This is a genomic window from Agrobacterium fabrum str. C58, assembly GCF_000092025.1.
GTDB classification, from domain to species: Bacteria; Pseudomonadota; Alphaproteobacteria; order Rhizobiales; family Rhizobiaceae; genus Agrobacterium; species Agrobacterium fabrum.
In genome coordinates this window covers 1,508,576-1,523,759 of sequence record NC_003062.2, presented here as the reverse complement: position 1 = coordinate 1,523,759, position 15,184 = coordinate 1,508,576, and the positions used below count along the sequence as shown (strand labels likewise).

Here is a 15,184-nt window from a genome sequence, read left to right as displayed (position 1 = left end):
GAGGTGGGAGAAAGCAAGGAGATAAAAATGGACTCCTATCATGAACATCTATCGCGCCGGACAGGATCGCCCGCAACAGCCCGTTGAAAGGCTGGAGGCGGAAGCCGTCAATTCCGCAAAAACGCGCAAACCGCTCTACGAAGCGCGCAAGAAGATTTTTCCCAAGCGCGCCGAGGGCCGGTTCCGGCGGTTCAAATGGCTGGTGATGCTGATCACGCTCGGCATTTATTATCTGACGCCGTTCCTGCGCTGGGACCGCGGGCCTTATGCGCCGGATCAGGCGGTGCTGATCGATATCGCCAACCGGCGCTTTTATTTCTTCTTCATTGAAATCTGGCCGCAGGAGTTCTTTTTCGTTGCGGGTCTGTTGGTCATGGCGGGGCTGGGGCTGTTTCTCGTGACCTCCGCCGTCGGGCGCGCATGGTGCGGGTATACCTGTCCGCAGACCGTCTGGGTCGACCTGTTTCTTGTCGTTGAACGGGCAATCGAGGGCGACAGGAACGCCCGCATGAAGCTGGATGCGGCACCCTTCACATTCGGCAAATTGCGCAAGCGGGTGTTGAAACATGCAATCTGGCTGGTGATCGGCGTTTTGACCGGTGGTGCCTGGATTTTCTATTTCGCCGATGCGCCGACGCTGGCGATGCAGTTCATGACCGGGCAGGCGCCGATGATCGCCTACTCGACCGTCGCCACGCTGACCGCCACCACCTATGTCTTCGGCGGGCTGATGCGGGAGCAGGTCTGCACCTATATGTGTCCCTGGCCGCGCATCCAGGCGGCGATGCTGGATGAGAATTCGCTTGTCGTCACCTATAATGACTGGCGCGGCGAACCGCGCTCGCGTCACGCCAAGAAGGCTGCGGCCGCCGGGGAGAGCATCGGCGATTGCGTCGATTGCAATGCCTGCGTCGCGGTCTGTCCCATGGGCATCGACATCAGGGACGGACAGCAGCTGGAATGCATTACCTGCGCACTGTGCATCGATGCCTGCGACGGGGTGATGGACAAGATCGGCAAGCCGCGCGGGCTGATCGCTTATGCGACGCTGTCGGAATATCAGTCCAACATGGCGCTGGCGACCGGCAACGGCGAATACGCCATCCGCCCCGCCAATGTGCGCGAGGAGGACGGCAGCTTCAGCAAGCGCGTCCGCCACTTCAACTGGCGCATCATCTTCCGGCCGCGCACGCTGCTTTATACGGCCATCTGGACGGCCGTCGGCATCGGCCTATTGGTTGCTCTGGTGACGCGTGAGCGGCTGGCGCTTAATGTCCTGCACGACCGTAATCCGCAATATGTGCTGGAATCGAATGGTTCGATCCGCAACGGCTACACCGTCCGCATCCTCAACATGGTGCCGCAGCCGCGCATAATGAACCTGACGATAGAAGGCCTTCCGAATGCAGTGATGAAGATAAACGGCATGCCGGACACGGCTGCGCGCGCCTTCGAGGTGACGGTGGAGCCGGATGAGGCGACGACGTTGAAGGTCTTCGTCACCCTGCCGGGCGAGGATGTCGCGCGGACGGCGGAAAATTTCGAATTCATCGTCAGCGATACGGCCGGCCACGAAACGGCCCGTTACGATGCGGTCTTCAATGCTCCGGGAGTGAAAAAATGACAGTGAACAATCAACGCGCTTCCGGGTTTGTTTTCACCGGCTGGCACATGCTCGGCGTGATGGTGCTGTTCTTCGGCACCGTCATTACCGTCAACATGATCATGGCCTGGAACGCGGTCCACAGCTGGAGCGGGCTTGTCGTGCCCAACACCTATGTGGCCAGCCAGCAGTTCAACGCCAAGGCGGAAGCCGCCAAGGCAAGGGCTGCAACCGGCATCAAGGGCCGGCTCGTGGTGGATGAAAAGACCGTGCGCTATGAGGTGTTTCATCCCGAAACCGGCCCCGTCGACACGGATACGGTGACGGCGCATTTCCGCCGGCCTGTTGGTGAGAGCCAGAATTTCGACATGGAGCTTACCCCGGTTTCGACGGGTGTCTTCACCGCTGCGCATGACATGTTGCCCGGTCAGTGGATCGTCGAGGTCACCGCCGTCAAGGAAGGCAGGATCATCGTGCATGAGGGCACGCGGATCGCCGTCATCAGGGGACGCAAATGAGCTGCTGCGCACCGGGAACGGAAGGTTCGCTGGAGCTCGGCGAACCGCTTAATCCGCCATCGTCGGAGGAGTTGCTGCTGGCGAGCCGCGATCTGGGGCAGGGGTTGCGCCAGACCGATCTTAGCGTGCCCGGTGTTTATTGCGGCGCCTGCATCACCACCATCGAGACCGCGCTCGGCCGTCTCGGCCAAGTGGAGCGGGCGCGGGTGAACCTGTCTTCGAAACGTGTGGCGGTTGTCTGGAAAGAAGAGGTCAATGGCGTCAGGACCGATCCCGCCGACATTGCCCGCGCCATCCTTGCGACGGGATATCGCATACATCTTTTCGCCAGCGGGCAGGATGCTTCATACGCCTTGCGCTCGCAGCTGATCAGGGCGGTGGCGCTGTGCGGCTTTGCTTCCGCCAATATCATGCTTCTGTCGGTCTCCGTCTGGTCGGGGGCGGATGCCGCGACGCGTGACATGTTCCACTGGATATCGGCGATGATCGCCGCGCCGGCGCTGATCTATGGCGGGCGTTTCTTTTACCAGTCGGCCTGGAACGCGCTGAAACACGGCCGCACCAACATGGATGTGCCGATTGCGCTCGCCATCACGCTCTCCTATGCCGTTTCGCTGTGGGAGACCATTCATCACGGCGAACATGCGTGGTTCGATGCGACCGTGTCGCTGCTGTTCTTCCTGCTGATCGGCCGCACGCTGGACCATATCATGCGCGACAAGGCGCGCTCCGCCATTGCCGGATTGGCCCGGCTTTCGCCGCGAGGGGCAACGGTGATCGATGCAGACGGGGTCCGGGACTACCGGCCGCTTGCGGATATCGAACCTGGAATGTCGATTGCGATTGCGGCGGGTGACCGGGTGGCGGTGGATGCCGTGGTGGTCTGCGGCAGCAGCGATCTCGACATGTCCATCGTCAATGGTGAAAGCGCGCCGCGCCGCGTCGTGGCCGGCGACAGCCTGCAGGCCGGCACGCTCAATCTCACCGGGTCGCTTGTCGCCCGGGTAACCGCGTCCGCAAAGGATTCTTTCCTGTCGGAAGTGATCGGGTTGATGGAGGCGGCCGAAGGCGGGCGCGCGCGTTACCGGCGTATCGCCGACCGTGCCGCGAGCTATTATTCGCCCGTGGTGCATCTTCTGGCGCTGGTGACGTTTCTCGGCTGGGGCATTTTCGGCGGTGACTGGAAACAGGCGATGCTGATCGCCATTGCTGTTCTCATCATAACCTGCCCCTGCGCGCTCGGCCTTGCTGTTCCAGTCGTGCAGGTGGTGGCCGCAGGAAGGCTTTTTCGGCGTGGCATCATGGTCAAGGAAGGCTCGGCCATGGAGCGTCTTTCGGAGATCGATACCGTGCTGTTCGACAAGACCGGGACCTTGACCGTCGGCAAGCCTAGGCTGGTCGAGACCGCAGATGTGAAGCCGGCCATCATGGCGATTGCGGCGGGGCTCGCTGCCCATTCGCGCCATCCTCTCTCGAAAGCCCTGCATGCCGCCTATAATGGTGCCTTGCCAGCCTATGAGGCGGTGCGGGAAATTCCGGGGTCGGGTGTCGAGGCCGAGACGGAAGCCGGCACTTACCGGCTCGGCAATCGCCGTTTCGCCTGCCCGGATGAGACACGGATCAACAATGGCGATGCGCGGTCGGAAGTGGTGCTGTCTCTCGACGGCCGGCATCTGGCGAGCTTCGGCTTCGAGGACAATCCGCGCGCGGGTGCTATTGCGGCATTGCGCAGCCTGTCTGTGCGGGGCCTTGCGCAGGAAATCGTCTCGGGTGACCGGGCCGCCGCCGTCAGTGCGATGGCGCAGCGGCTGGGGATCGGCAACTGGCGCGCGGACCTGTCGCCGAAGGACAAGGCGGCGCGCTGTGCCGCGCTTGCCGGCGAGGGGCACAGGGTGCTGATGGTCGGGGATGGTATCAACGACGCGCCAGCGCTTGCCGCCGCCCACGTATCTATGGCGCCCGCCACCGCCGCCGATATTGGCCGGCAGGCCGCCGATTTCGTGTTTATGCAGGAAGATCTCGATGCCGTACCTTTCGCGATCGAGACGTCGCAGCGAGCCGGCAACCTCATCCGGCAGAACTTTGCGCTTGCCATCGGCTACAATATCATCGCCGTACCGATTGCGATTGCCGGTTATGCGACGCCGATGATTGCGGCCATTGCCATGTCGACATCTTCGCTGATCGTCGTTGCCAATGCGCTGCGCCTTGCCGGTGCTGCTGACACTATTCTCCCTCAGAAGGAAGCGAAGTCGGGATTTACGGGCGAGGGGGCGCAACTGGCATGAACATGCTGATCTATCTCATTCCCGTCGCGCTGTTCCTGGGCGCGCTCGGGCTTTTCGCCTTCCTCTGGTCGGTGCGCTCAGGTCAATATGAGGATATGGACGGGGCGGCCTGGCGGGTAATAGAAGACGGCGATGACCGGCCTCGGCCACCATCTTGAGGGCAGGTGAGGTTGCTGCCTCGACCTGCCGCAAATATGCAAAGCTGACTTGCGTCATCAAAATTTAATCGTTTCAGTCGCCCCTAGCCTTGCCGTTTGCCTATTACAGTGCCACAACACGACCACCTAAAAGCAAGATGGAGGCACATCCGTGGAACAGGCAGAAATCGGTTTGATCGGTCTCGGCGTCATGGGCTCGAACCTGGCGTTGAACATCGCAGAAAAGGGCAACAAGATTGCCGTATTCAACCGAACCCCGGAAGTTACACGAAAATTCTACGCTGATGCGGGCGAACTGCAGGGTCAGATCATTCCCTGCGAAACCATCGAGGAATTCGTCGCCGCCATTCGTCCTCCGCGCCCGATCATCATCATGATCAAGGCAGGCGATCCGGTCGACCAGCAGATGGAAATCCTGAAACCGCATCTGGCCAACGGCGACATCATGATCGATGCCGGCAATGCCAACTTCCGCGATACGATCCGCCGTTTCGATAACCTCAAGGATAGCGGCCTGACCTTTATCGGCATGGGCGTTTCCGGCGGTGAAGAAGGTGCGCGCCATGGACCGTCGATCATGGTTGGCGGCACCGAGGATAGCTGGAAGCGCGTCGAAAAGGTTCTGACCTCCATTTCCGCCAAGTATAATGACGATCCGTGCGTGGCATGGCTCGGCAATGACGGTGCTGGTCATTTCGTCAAGACCATCCATAACGGCATCGAATATGCCGACATGCAGATGATTGCCGAAATCTACGGCATCCTGCGTGATGGCCTGAAAATGAGCGCCGTCGAGATCGCCGACGTGTTTGCCGAATGGAACAAGGGCCGCCTGAATTCCTACCTGATCGAAATCACCGAGAAGGTTCTGCGCGCTGCCGATCCGATCACCGGCAAGCCGATGGTCGATCTGATCCTCGACAAGGCCGGCCAGAAGGGCACAGGCAAGTGGTCGGTCATCGAAGCCCAGAACATGGGCGTCGCTGCAACCGCCATCGAGGCGGCCGTGGCTGCCCGTATCCTGTCGTCGCAGAAGGATGAGCGTGAAGCTGCCGAGAAGATCTTCGGCCTGCCGACCCTCGCAGCGGCCCCCGCCGACAAAAAGGCCTTCATCGCCGATCTGGAAAGCGCGCTTCTGGCCGCCAAGGTCGGTGCTTACGCCCAGGGCTTCGCCATCATGTCGGCTGCTTCGAAGGAGTTCAACTGGAACCTGCCGATGCCGACGATTGCCCGCATCTGGCGCGCCGGCTGCATCATCCGCTCGGAATTCCTTGATGAGATCACCTCGGCCTTTACCAAGGATCCGCATGTGGCCAACCTCATCGTGACGCCGGCCTTCTCCGCCATCGTCAAGGATACCGACGCGCCGCTGCGCCGTGTGGTGTCTTACGCCGTGCTCTCCGGTCTGCCGGTTTCGGCGCTTGCTTCGGCGCTCGGTTATTTCGACGCCTATCGCCGTGGTCGCGGCAGCGCCAACCTCATTCAGGCACAGCGCGATTTCTTCGGTGCACATGGTTTTGAACGCACCGATGGTGTGGACAAGCCGCACGGCCCATGGGGTAGCGGCGCCGATATTTTTTGATCGGCTGAAACGACAAACAAAAGGCCCGCGCAAGCGGGCCTTTTTCATTTCGGTTTATGGTTCAACTCAGCGGGCGGCGGCGAGGCCGACGATCAGGCCGCTGACGGCGTTGATGAGGAGGAACTGGTTGTCGACGCGGACCCAGCGCTGGTCGCGGCGCGGTTCTGCGAGGTGGTAACGGCGGTAGTCACGGCGGTCCACCATGTTGCGGCGCTCGCGGGCCGAAAGGCGTTGGCCGCGATCCCAGCGGTGCTTCTTGACGATGACCTTCTTGGTGGTGACCTGACGTTCGACGGTGACGCCGCGATGGCGGTCATCGTGGCGGCTCTGGGCCTGCGCCATCGGTGCTGCAAGAACGGTGGCTGCCAGAAGAATGGTGACGAACTTTTTCATGGAAGTTTCCTCTCGTGTTTCGATGAGGAGAACTTACGAATAAACGAATGAACGGAAACTGAATTTAAAATTACATTTATGTAATGGTTGTTAATGGTTAGGTTCGGACGTTAATCTTTCAGTTGCAGACATAAGTTCCGCTCTTGGAGTTTTAGACCGCCCGGCGGAGACCGGACGGTCTGTTTAATACGTCAGACGCGTTCGGCAGATTTTGCCCAGAGGTTGATATCCGCATCCTTGGCGTAACGGTCGATTTCGGCCAGCTCCTCGGTAGAGAACTCGGCATTATCGAGTGCTTTCACGCAGTCCTCGACCTGTTCGACACGGCTTGCGCCAATCAATGCTGAGGTAATGCGGCCGCCGCGCAGAACCCAGGCAATTGCCATCTGCGCCAGCGTCTGGCCACGCCGCTCGGCAATGCTGTTCAGCGCGCGGATGTTTTCGACATTGCGCTCGTTGAGGAAGGCCGGGTTGAGTGACTTGCTCTGTGAGGCACGGCTGCCATCCGGCACACCGCCCAGATATTTCGTCGTCAGCATGCCCTGCGCCAGCGGCGAAAAGACGATGGAGCCGATACCCAGTTCTTCCAGCGTATCGACAAGACCGTCTTCCTCGATCCAGCGGTTGATCATCGAATAGCTCGGCTGGTGGATGATGCAGGGCGTGCCGAGATCCTTCAGGATAGCGGCGGCCTCGCGGGTGCGCTTCGAGTTGTAGGAGGAGATGCCGACATAGAGCGCCTTGCCGGAGCGCACGATCTGGTCCAGCGCGCCGCAGGTTTCCTCAAGCGGTGTGTTAGGGTCGAAACGGTGGGAATAGAAGATATCGACGTAGTCCAGCCCCATGCGCTTAAGGCTCTGGTCGCAGGATGAGATCAGATATTTGCGGCTGCCCCATTCGCCATAAGGGCCGGGCCACATGTTGTAACCGGCCTTGGACGAGATGATCATTTCGTCACGGTAGCCTCTGAAATCCGTCTTCAGGATTTCACCGAAGGCGGTTTCGGCGCTACCGGGCGGTGGGCCGTAATTGTTGGCGAGATCGAAATGGGTGATACCGAGATCGAAGGCCCGGCGGCAAATAGCCTGTTTCGTCTGGTGCGGCGTGTCGTTGCCGAAATTGTGCCAGAGGCCGAGCGAAATCGCCGGCAGTTTCAGGCCGGTCTTGCCGCAATGATTGTATTTCATGGATGCGTATCGGTTTTCGGCCGGTTGCCAAACCATGGGTCTTCCTCCACTTGCTGATGACTGGCTGCCGGAGAACCCGGCAACCCTTTGAATCGATGAAAACAGGCGCGGGCGCCCCTGTCATTCCCAAGAGGGATGGTTATGCCTTTCTCCGCATGGTTTCAATGCCGGGATTGGGCGAGGATTGGCAGGTATGAAGATCGAAGATACGGAAATGCGGCTGGGGGCCTGCCCCCTTCGGGGTGAAGATGATGCGACGCGTTTCGCCCGCTGCAAGGTCGAAAAGGTTGTCGGAGTACCGTCCGGGCTGATCTGCCTCCAGCATGATGAAGAGCGCGAGACCGGCGGCGGTGACATCGATTTCGAATTGGCCGTTTTTCAGCGGGCCAACGGAAAATTCCAGGCCGGCGGGCTGAAGCTCCAGCGCCTTGTAGGTGTCGCGCACATGATGACCTTCGCCGGTCATGCCATTGGAGGCGATAAAGTTCCACGCGAGGATCGCGCCATCAGGCAGGCTGTCCATGTCGATATCGGTCAGCGTCGCAGCCTTGTCGCTCGTGCAAGTCCCATTGGCGGATTTCAGCGGCACACGGTTGCCGTCCATGGCGAGTGCGACGATGTTCATGTCGATCTCGACATCCTCCGCCGTGTCGTTGACCATGGAGAAAGTCACCCGGCGTCCATCTGCCGAAGGGATGGCCGACACCGCGACCGGCTGGAAGAAACGGCGGGCGGCATAGTGCAGTGCCTTCCAGCCGCCGCCATAATCGAGGCTCGACCATGAGGCGACCGGCCAGGTGTCGTTCAGCTGCCAGTAAAGCGTGCCCATGCAATGGGGTTTCAGCGACCGCCAGTAATCGACGGCGGTGCGGATCGCCAGCGCCTGCTGCACCTGGCTGAGGTAAACGAAGTTTTCGAAATCCCTGGGGAAGCGGAAATAGCGGAACATGGTGCCGGCAATGCGTTCATTGCCGCCGACATTCTTCTGGTGCAGCTCGATGACCGGGGAGGCGATGTTCATGTCCTTGTCCTCCGCATAGGTGCGGATGACGGGCATCGACGTATAGGACTGGAAACCGAATTCGGAGCAGAAACGCGGTTTCACCTGATGGTAATTGTCGAACGACTTGTTCTCGTGCCAGACGGACCAGTAATGCATGTCGCCGGAACCATCCGCGTGCCAGGCATCGCCATAATCCAGATAACCAGAGGCTGGGCTCGATGGCCACCAGAGCGCTTCGGGAGTGGCTTTTTTCAGTGCTTTTTCGATGGTGCGGTTCAACCGGTCGTAAGCAACAAGATAGCGGTCGCGATTGTTGCGGGATTCGTCGAACCAGGTCAGCGCACCCACCAGTTCGTTATCGCCGCACCAGAGCGCGATGGAGGGATGCGAGGAGAGGCGTTTCACCTGATAGTCGACCTCATGCTCGACATTGTCGAGAAAATCCTCGCTGCAGGGGTAAAGATTGCAGGCGAACATGAAGTCCTGCCAGACCAGCAGGCCAAGACGGTCGCAGAGATCGTAGAACCAGTCTTCCTCATAAAAGCCGCCGCCCCAGACGCGGATCATGTTCATGTTGGCCTCGACCGCGGAGCAGAGGAGATCTTCGGTCTTTTCGCGGCTGGTCAGCGAATAGAGCGCGTCGGCCGGAATCCAGTTGGCGCCGCGGCAGAAGATTTCCCGGCCATTGATGCGGAAGGCGAAGCGGCTGCCAGCCTCATCCTTGTCGGTCAGAAGCTCGATGGTTCGAAAGCCGATCTGGCGGGTGACGGTTTCATCCGGCAGTTCCACCGTGAGTTTGTAGAGCGTCTGCTCGCCACTGCCGGCCGGCCACCAGAGGTCTGGATTTTCAACGAAGAAGACGTGGCGTACCACCGTTTCGCCAGCGCCGACGCCGCACTCCAGCCGCAGCCTTTCGTCGCCCAGCGACAGATAGACCGGCAGGCTCGCCGGTCCCTCGGCAAACAGCGTGACGGCCACATGCAGCTCGACGCCGCCTTCGACATGGTGCTGCGAGCTGACGACGTGTTCGATGCGGGCGGTATCGAGGCGTTTCAGCAGGATTTTGCCGTAAAGGCCAAGCGGCGCAATCGCGATGTTCCAGTCCCAGCCGAAATGGCATTGCGGCTTGCGCAGCATGTTGCCATTGGCGATCGGCGAATTGCCGGGGTGATAGGGAATATAAAAGGGCTGCCGCGCCTGCCGCTCCGCGCCAGCCGTGATGTTGGAATGGAAATGGATTCGGATGGTGTTTTCACCCGGCCGCACGGCACGGGAAATATCGGGCCGGTAACGGCGGAAGCAATTGTCGGCGCTTAGGACCGGAACGTCGTTGACGAAGACGATGGCGACGGTGTCGAGATAATCGATATCGAGATACCAGCTCGCCTCAGCATCATCGAGGATGAAGGTCCTCTCGATGATCCAGTCCTGCTGTGCAACCCATTGAACGGCCTTCTCGTTGGCGCCGTGATAGGGGTCGGGAATGATGGCGGCATTTTTGAGCGCGGAGTGAATATCGCCCGGAATGGAAATCTCGGTGGCATGGTCTCCTTCCACTGAGGCCAAGTGCCAGAGCCCGGCCAGATCGATGACGGTTTCGGGCGTGGAGGAAGAAATCATGATCGGACCCTGCATAATATGAATTCAACGGAGATGGCCGGCATTATGATGCAGGCTTGTGTCAGAATATGGGGAGAATGGATGGGCGCAAAGCGGCCGCGACATGTTATCCGGCTTTGCGATTTCCTCCCTCCGGCAACGTTACCGTAAAACAATCGTTCCGTCATTCCCTTGAATGACCTCTTGGCGCCTCATTAATTTGGGGCGGTTGTTGAGTGGAATGGCGAAGTTTTATAGAGTAAATGTTTCATTATTTTATCTATTCATATTATGTACTTGAACGATGTCTTTTAATCTAGATTATTAAGAGGAGTTTCCGTCGATATACGCGGTTTTGAAGCACTGAGGAAAAGGCGGCGTCCGGAAATATTTTCGCGCTCTATATCGTTATAGTGGGATTGACGGATAAACGGAAAGGACCCGCCGTTTGCCGGCGACCTTTGCCTTTGCAACGGAGCAAAAGCTATCTATGATTAGCGTTCGGTAAAGTGTGGCGAAATGACATGAACGATACTGGCAAATCCGGCGGAGGCGATATGCCTTCGGCGATGGGCGGTCGCCCGACACTGAAGACCATTGCTTATATGACTGGCCTGGGCATCACCACGGTCTCTCGCGCGCTGAAGGATGCGCCTGACATCGGCGCCGAGACCAAGGAGCGCGTGCGGCTGATCGCCCGGCAGATCGGCTACCAGCCGAACCGCGCCGGCGTGCGGCTTCGTACCGGCAAGACCAATGTTATCGCACTGGTGCTGAGTGTCGACGAAGAGCTGATGGGTTTCACCAGCCAGATGGTGTTCGGCATCACCGAGGTTCTCTCCACCACGCAATATCATCTCGTTGTCACGCCCCATATCCACGCCAAGGATTCCATGGTGCCGATCCGTTACATTCTCGAGACGGGTTCGGCGGATGGGGTGATCATTTCCAAGATCGAGCCCAATGATCCGCGCGTCCGTTTCATGACCGAGCGCAACATGCCCTTCGTCACCCATGGGCGCTCGGATATGGGCATCGAACATGCCTTCCACGATTTCGACAATGAGGCCTACGCCTATGAAGCGGTCGAGCGGCTGGCGCAATGCGGGCGCAAGAGGATTGCCGTCATCGTGCCGCCGTCGCGCTTTTCGTTTCACGACCATGCCCGCAAGGGTTTCAATCGAGGGATAAGGGATTTCGGACTCACCGAATTTCCAATCGACGCCGTCACCATCGAGACGCCACTCGAAAAAATCCGGGATTTCGGCCAGAGGCTGATGCAGTCTTCCGATCGGCCCGACGGCATCGTCTCTATCAGCGGCAGCAGTACCATTGCGCTGGTGGCAGGGTTCGAAGCCGCCGGTGTGAAGATCGGCGAGGATGTCGATATCGTCTCGAAACAGTCCGCCGAATTCCTGAACTGGATCAAGCCGCAAATCCACACCGTCAACGAGGACATCAAGCTGGCGGGCAGGGAGCTTGCCAAGGCGTTGCTGGCCCGCATCAATGGTGAAGCTGCTGAAACGCTGCAGAGCATCAGCGGGCCGGTCTGGTCGTCGATGGCGCCCAAGCCATAGGAAATCCGGCGCTGTTTCCGATCAGGACAGGCAGTTCTTGAGCGAACCGGCAATGCCGCGCATCAGCTTGAAATAAAGATCGGGGCCGGGCGTGAGTGTCGCCGCTTCCGGATCGAGCGTCGCCGATTTCGCTGCCGTGCCTTCGGTGATGACCGAGACCAGTTTCGGCTCGAATTGCGGTTCGGCGAAAACGCAGGGTGCGCCCAGCTGGCGAACCTTCTCCTGCATCTGTTTGACGCGATCCGCGCCCGGCAGGGTTTCGGGGCTGACGGTGATCGATCCCGCGGTTTTCACGCCATAACGATGCTCGAAATATTGATAAGCATCGTGGAAAACGATGAAGGGCTTGTCCTTCACCGGTTTCACCGTCTCTACGACTTCGGCGTCGAGCGCATCGAGATCATCGATCAGCTTCTTGGTGTTGGCCTGATAGGTCGCGGCATTGCCGGCATCGGCCGCAATCAGAGCCGTTTCGATCGCCTGGGCCATTGCCTTGGCGTTGGCAGGGTCGAGCCAGAGATGCGTGTCATACGCGCCGTGCTCGTGCTCCTCGGAACCGGCATGGTCGTTTCCATGATCATGCGCACCTTCGTCTTCGGTGTGGCCCGCATGCGCCTCATGGCCTTCTTCACCATCATCGTGCGCCTCGAAGGGGCCGCCCTTTCGGAAGGGCAGTTTTTCGAGACCCTTGGCATCTTCTAGCTCCACCACGGTCGCCTTGCTGGCCAGCGCTTCCAGCGGCTTTTGCAGAAAGGCTTCCAGTCCGGGGCCGACCCAAAACACCACATCCGCCTTTTCGAGCTTGCGTGCATTGGAGGGCCGGAGATTATAAGTATGCGGCGAGGCCGCGCCGTCGACGATGAGCTGCGGTTCGCCCACACCCTTCATGATGGCTGCAACGAGGGAGTGGACAGGCTTGATCGAGACCACGACATCGGGCGCGGCGGTAGCGCCCGAAGCGACGGCTGCTAGTGCCGCCGACGCCATGAGCGGGATCAGGATCGATTTCATGAAATGCACTCCACTTGAACAAGTATAGTTATGTTATTACATTTATTGCGTAACTCTATAACGTATGCAATAGCGGTAGGCAACATCGCTGAACGGACAATCCCATGCTTCACTCAGCCCACAAGGGCAACGAAATACTGGTTTCCCTCGCCAATGCCGGCGTGCAGCGCAACGGCCGCTGGCTGGTGCGTGGCGTGGAGTTTTCCGTCAGCAAGGGCGAGATCGTCACGCTGATCGGCCCGAACGGCTCCGGCAAATCCACCAGCGCAAAAATGGCGATCGGTGTCGCGAAACCGAGCGAGGGCAAGGTCTCGCGCAAGGCCGGTCTGCGCGTGGGTTATGTGCCGCAGAAGCTTTCGGTGGATTGGACGATGCCACTTTCCGTGCGCCGGCTGATGACGCTAACCGGGCCGCTGCCTGCGCGGGAAATCGACGCGGCGCTGAATGCGACAGGCATCGCACATCTTGCCAATGCCGAGGTGCAGCATCTTTCCGGCGGCGAATTCCAGCGCGCACTTCTGGCCCGCGCCATTGCCCGCAAGCCCGATCTGCTGGTTCTCGACGAGCCCGTTCAGGGTGTCGATTTTTCCGGTGAGATCGCTCTCTACGATCTTATTAAAAATATCAGGAATTCAAATGATTGCGGCATTCTGTTAATCTCGCATGACCTGCATGTTGTGATGGCGGAAACCGATACCGTGATCTGCCTGAACGGCCATGTCTGCTGCCGCGGCACGCCGCAGGCGGTGAGCCAGAGCCCGGAATATATGCGGCTTTTCGGTGGCACGGCGGCCAAGGCGCTGGCGGTCTACAGCCACCATCACGACCACACCCATCTGCCCGATGGCCGGGTGCAGCATGCGGATGGAACGGTGACGGACCATTGCCATCCCGAGGACGGGCACCACCATGATGAGGATGGCGAATGCGGTTGCGGCCATGATCATGGGGAGCATGGGGACCATGCGCCCGACGGCCTTCGGCAGGGAGAACGCCATGTTTGACGATTTCTTCGTACGCGCCATGGTCGCCGGCATTGGCGTTGCGCTCACCGCCGGTCCTCTCGGCTGTTTCGTCGTCTGGCGGCGCATGGCCTATTTCGGTGATACCATGGCCCATTCGGCGCTACTCGGCGTGGCGCTCTCGCTGCTGTTGCAGCTCAATCTCATCGTCAGCGTTTTTCTGGTGGCGTCCGCGGTTTCGATCCTGCTGATTTTCCTGCAGCGGCGGCAGGCGCTTTCCTCCGATGCGCTGCTTGGCATCCTGTCCCATTCGGCGCTGGCGATCGGCCTTGTCATTGTCGCCTTCATGAGCTGGGTGCGTATCGATCTCGTCTCGTTCCTGTTCGGCGATATTCTTGCCGTCACCCGCAGCGATATCGCGCTGATCTGGGGCGGCGGGCTGGTGGTCATCGTTTCCATGGTCTTCTTGTGGCGGTCGCTGCTCGCTTCCACCGTCAATACCGAACTGGCGGAAGCCGAGGGGCTGAACCCGGAACGCTCGAAGCTGATCTTCACATTGTTGATGGCTCTGGTGATCGCAATCGCCATGAAAGTGGTCGGCATCATGCTCATCACCTCGCTGCTCATCATACCGGCCGCGACCGCGCGGCGTTTTTCCAGCACGCCGGAGGTGATGGCGGTTGTGGCCTCGCTGATCGGCGCTGTGGCCGTTGTCGGCGGCCTGTTCGGCTCGCTGACCTATGATACGCCGTCCGGCCCATCCATCGTGGTTGCCGCGGTGATCCTGTTCGTTATAAGCCTGTTGCCGGCGCCGGGTTTTTCCCGCTCCGCGGATGAAGGAGGCAAGCCATGAATGCGCAGACCCAGCAGAACCTCACCAAGAACCAGTCGCTGGTGATGAATGCCCTCTCAAACGCGCATCAGCCGCTCAGCGCCTATATGATCCTCGACAAGCTGCGCGACGATGGCTTCCGCGCGCCGTTACAGGTTTACCGGGCGCTGGAAAAGCTGGTGGAATTCGGTCTCGTGCACCGGCTGGAAAGCCTCAACGCCTTTGTTGCCTGCACACATACGCAGGCCGAATGCTGCTCGCAACACCATGGAAGCGTGGCTTTTGCCATCTGCGAATCCTGCGGGCAGGTGACGGAGTTTCACGACCATGAGATCGACCACCGTCTGGAGCGCTGGGTGAATGACAGCAAGTTCAAGGCGGAAAAGACCACCATCGAAATCCGCGGCCTCTGCGCCGCCTGCGCGGCATAACGCCAATTGTGAGGGGCGGGAGTCAGCGCCCGCCATCTAT

The 15,184-nt window shown here is 59.7% G+C and carries 13 protein-coding genes; 9 read left to right on the top strand and 4 right to left on the bottom strand.

The window, feature by feature from the left end:
* Positions 1-40 precede the first annotated feature (40 nt).
* The 5 genes from ccoG (at position 41) to gndA (ending at position 6,149) form a co-directional block, all read left to right on the top strand.
* Positions 41-1,624, top strand: a complete 1,584-nt coding sequence (gene ccoG, locus ATU_RS07555) for a cytochrome c oxidase accessory protein CcoG (protein WP_010971694.1) — start codon at positions 41-43, stop codon at positions 1,622-1,624.
* Entirely contained in the window at positions 1,621-2,121 is a 501-nt protein-coding gene (locus tag ATU_RS07550) for a FixH family protein (protein ID WP_010971693.1), read from the top strand. Before ccoG ends, ATU_RS07550 begins: the two co-directional genes overlap by 4 nt.
* Positions 2,118-4,409: a cation-translocating P-type ATPase gene (locus ATU_RS07545; RefSeq protein ID WP_010971692.1), complete on the top strand. Its 2,292-nt coding sequence runs from the start codon at positions 2,118-2,120 to the stop codon at positions 4,407-4,409. Before ATU_RS07550 ends, ATU_RS07545 begins: the two co-directional genes overlap by 4 nt.
* A complete protein-coding gene (gene ccoS, locus ATU_RS07540) occupies positions 4,406-4,567 on the top strand; it encodes a cbb3-type cytochrome oxidase assembly protein CcoS (protein ID WP_006316272.1) in 162 nt (53 codons plus the stop codon). Before ATU_RS07545 ends, ccoS begins: the two co-directional genes overlap by 4 nt.
* A 151-nt stretch (positions 4,568-4,718) precedes the next feature.
* Complete coding sequence (gene gndA, locus ATU_RS07535) at positions 4,719-6,149, top strand: NADP-dependent phosphogluconate dehydrogenase (RefSeq protein ID WP_006316261.1); 1,431 nt, start codon at positions 4,719-4,721, stop codon at positions 6,147-6,149.
* A 66-nt stretch (positions 6,150-6,215) separates the two neighbouring features.
* On the opposite strand, the gene ATU_RS07530 is transcribed toward gndA, so the two are convergent.
* From ATU_RS07530 to ATU_RS07520, 3 genes are all read right to left on the bottom strand, one after another.
* Positions 6,216-6,542, bottom strand: a complete 327-nt coding sequence (locus ATU_RS07530) for an RcnB family protein (protein WP_003525025.1) — start codon at positions 6,540-6,542, stop codon at positions 6,216-6,218.
* A gap of 191 nt (positions 6,543-6,733) precedes the next feature.
* Positions 6,734-7,765, bottom strand: a complete 1,032-nt coding sequence (gene mgrA / locus ATU_RS07525) for an L-glyceraldehyde 3-phosphate reductase (RefSeq protein ID WP_010971691.1) — start codon at positions 7,763-7,765, stop codon at positions 6,734-6,736.
* 103 nt (positions 7,766-7,868) lie between these two features.
* Complete coding sequence (locus ATU_RS07520; protein WP_035258817.1) at positions 7,869-10,367, bottom strand: beta-mannosidase; 2,499 nt, start codon at positions 10,365-10,367, stop codon at positions 7,869-7,871.
* 488 nt (positions 10,368-10,855) lie between these two features.
* Between ATU_RS07520 and ATU_RS07515 the strand changes: the two genes are divergently transcribed.
* The gene (locus ATU_RS07515; protein WP_006316256.1) at positions 10,856-11,908 is read left to right on the top strand and encodes a LacI family transcriptional regulator; all 1,053 of its coding nucleotides are present in this window, start codon (positions 10,856-10,858) and stop codon (positions 11,906-11,908) included.
* 21 nt (positions 11,909-11,929) lie between these two features.
* Here ATU_RS07515 and znuA read toward each other — a convergent pair whose 3' ends face one another.
* Complete coding sequence (znuA, locus tag ATU_RS07510; protein WP_010971688.1) at positions 11,930-12,919, bottom strand: zinc ABC transporter substrate-binding protein ZnuA; 990 nt, start codon at positions 12,917-12,919, stop codon at positions 11,930-11,932.
* A 104-nt stretch (positions 12,920-13,023) separates the two neighbouring features.
* Here znuA and znuC point away from each other — a divergent pair, with 104 nt between their 5' ends.
* From znuC to zur, 3 genes are read left to right on the top strand one after another with little or no spacing between them, the layout of a single operon-like run.
* Positions 13,024-13,923 (top strand): zinc ABC transporter ATP-binding protein ZnuC, encoded by a 900-nt coding sequence (gene znuC / locus ATU_RS07505; RefSeq protein ID WP_010971687.1) that lies wholly within the window; start codon positions 13,024-13,026, stop codon positions 13,921-13,923.
* Positions 13,916-14,734 carry a zinc ABC transporter permease subunit ZnuB gene (znuB, locus tag ATU_RS07500; protein ID WP_010971686.1) on the top strand — a complete coding sequence of 273 codons (819 nt, stop codon included), beginning with the start codon at positions 13,916-13,918 and terminating at the stop codon, positions 14,732-14,734. Before znuC ends, znuB begins: the two co-directional genes overlap by 8 nt.
* Complete coding sequence (zur, locus tag ATU_RS07495) at positions 14,731-15,144, top strand: zinc uptake transcriptional repressor Zur (protein WP_010971685.1); 414 nt, start codon at positions 14,731-14,733, stop codon at positions 15,142-15,144. The genes znuB and zur overlap by 4 nt, the downstream gene beginning before the upstream one ends.
* Positions 15,145-15,184 lie beyond the last annotated feature (40 nt).

Bases quoted from the DNA above. Each gene is read 5' to 3' on its own strand.
- ccoG (WP_010971694.1), top strand. From the start codon at position 41: ATGAACATCTATCGCGCCGGACAGGATCGCCCGCAACAGCCCGTTGAA.
- ATU_RS07550 (WP_010971693.1), top strand. From the start codon at position 1,621: ATGACAGTGAACAATCAACGCGCTTCCGGGTTTGTTTTCACCGGCTGG.
- ATU_RS07545 (WP_010971692.1), top strand. From the start codon at position 2,118: ATGAGCTGCTGCGCACCGGGAACGGAAGGTTCGCTGGAGCTCGGCGAA.
- ccoS (WP_006316272.1), top strand. From the start codon at position 4,406: ATGAACATGCTGATCTATCTCATTCCCGTCGCGCTGTTCCTGGGCGCG.
- ATU_RS07530 (WP_003525025.1), bottom strand. From the start codon at position 6,542: ATGAAAAAGTTCGTCACCATTCTTCTGGCAGCCACCGTTCTTGCAGCA.
- mgrA (WP_010971691.1), bottom strand. From the start codon at position 7,765: ATGGTTTGGCAACCGGCCGAAAACCGATACGCATCCATGAAATACAAT.
- ATU_RS07520 (WP_035258817.1), bottom strand. From the start codon at position 10,367: ATGCAGGGTCCGATCATGATTTCTTCCTCCACGCCCGAAACCGTCATC.
- ATU_RS07515 (WP_006316256.1), top strand. From the start codon at position 10,856: ATGAACGATACTGGCAAATCCGGCGGAGGCGATATGCCTTCGGCGATG.
- znuA (WP_010971688.1), bottom strand. From the start codon at position 12,919: ATGAAATCGATCCTGATCCCGCTCATGGCGTCGGCGGCACTAGCAGCC.
- znuC (WP_010971687.1), top strand. From the start codon at position 13,024: ATGCTTCACTCAGCCCACAAGGGCAACGAAATACTGGTTTCCCTCGCC.
- znuB (WP_010971686.1), top strand. From the start codon at position 13,916: ATGTTTGACGATTTCTTCGTACGCGCCATGGTCGCCGGCATTGGCGTT.
- zur (WP_010971685.1), top strand. From the start codon at position 14,731: ATGAATGCGCAGACCCAGCAGAACCTCACCAAGAACCAGTCGCTGGTG.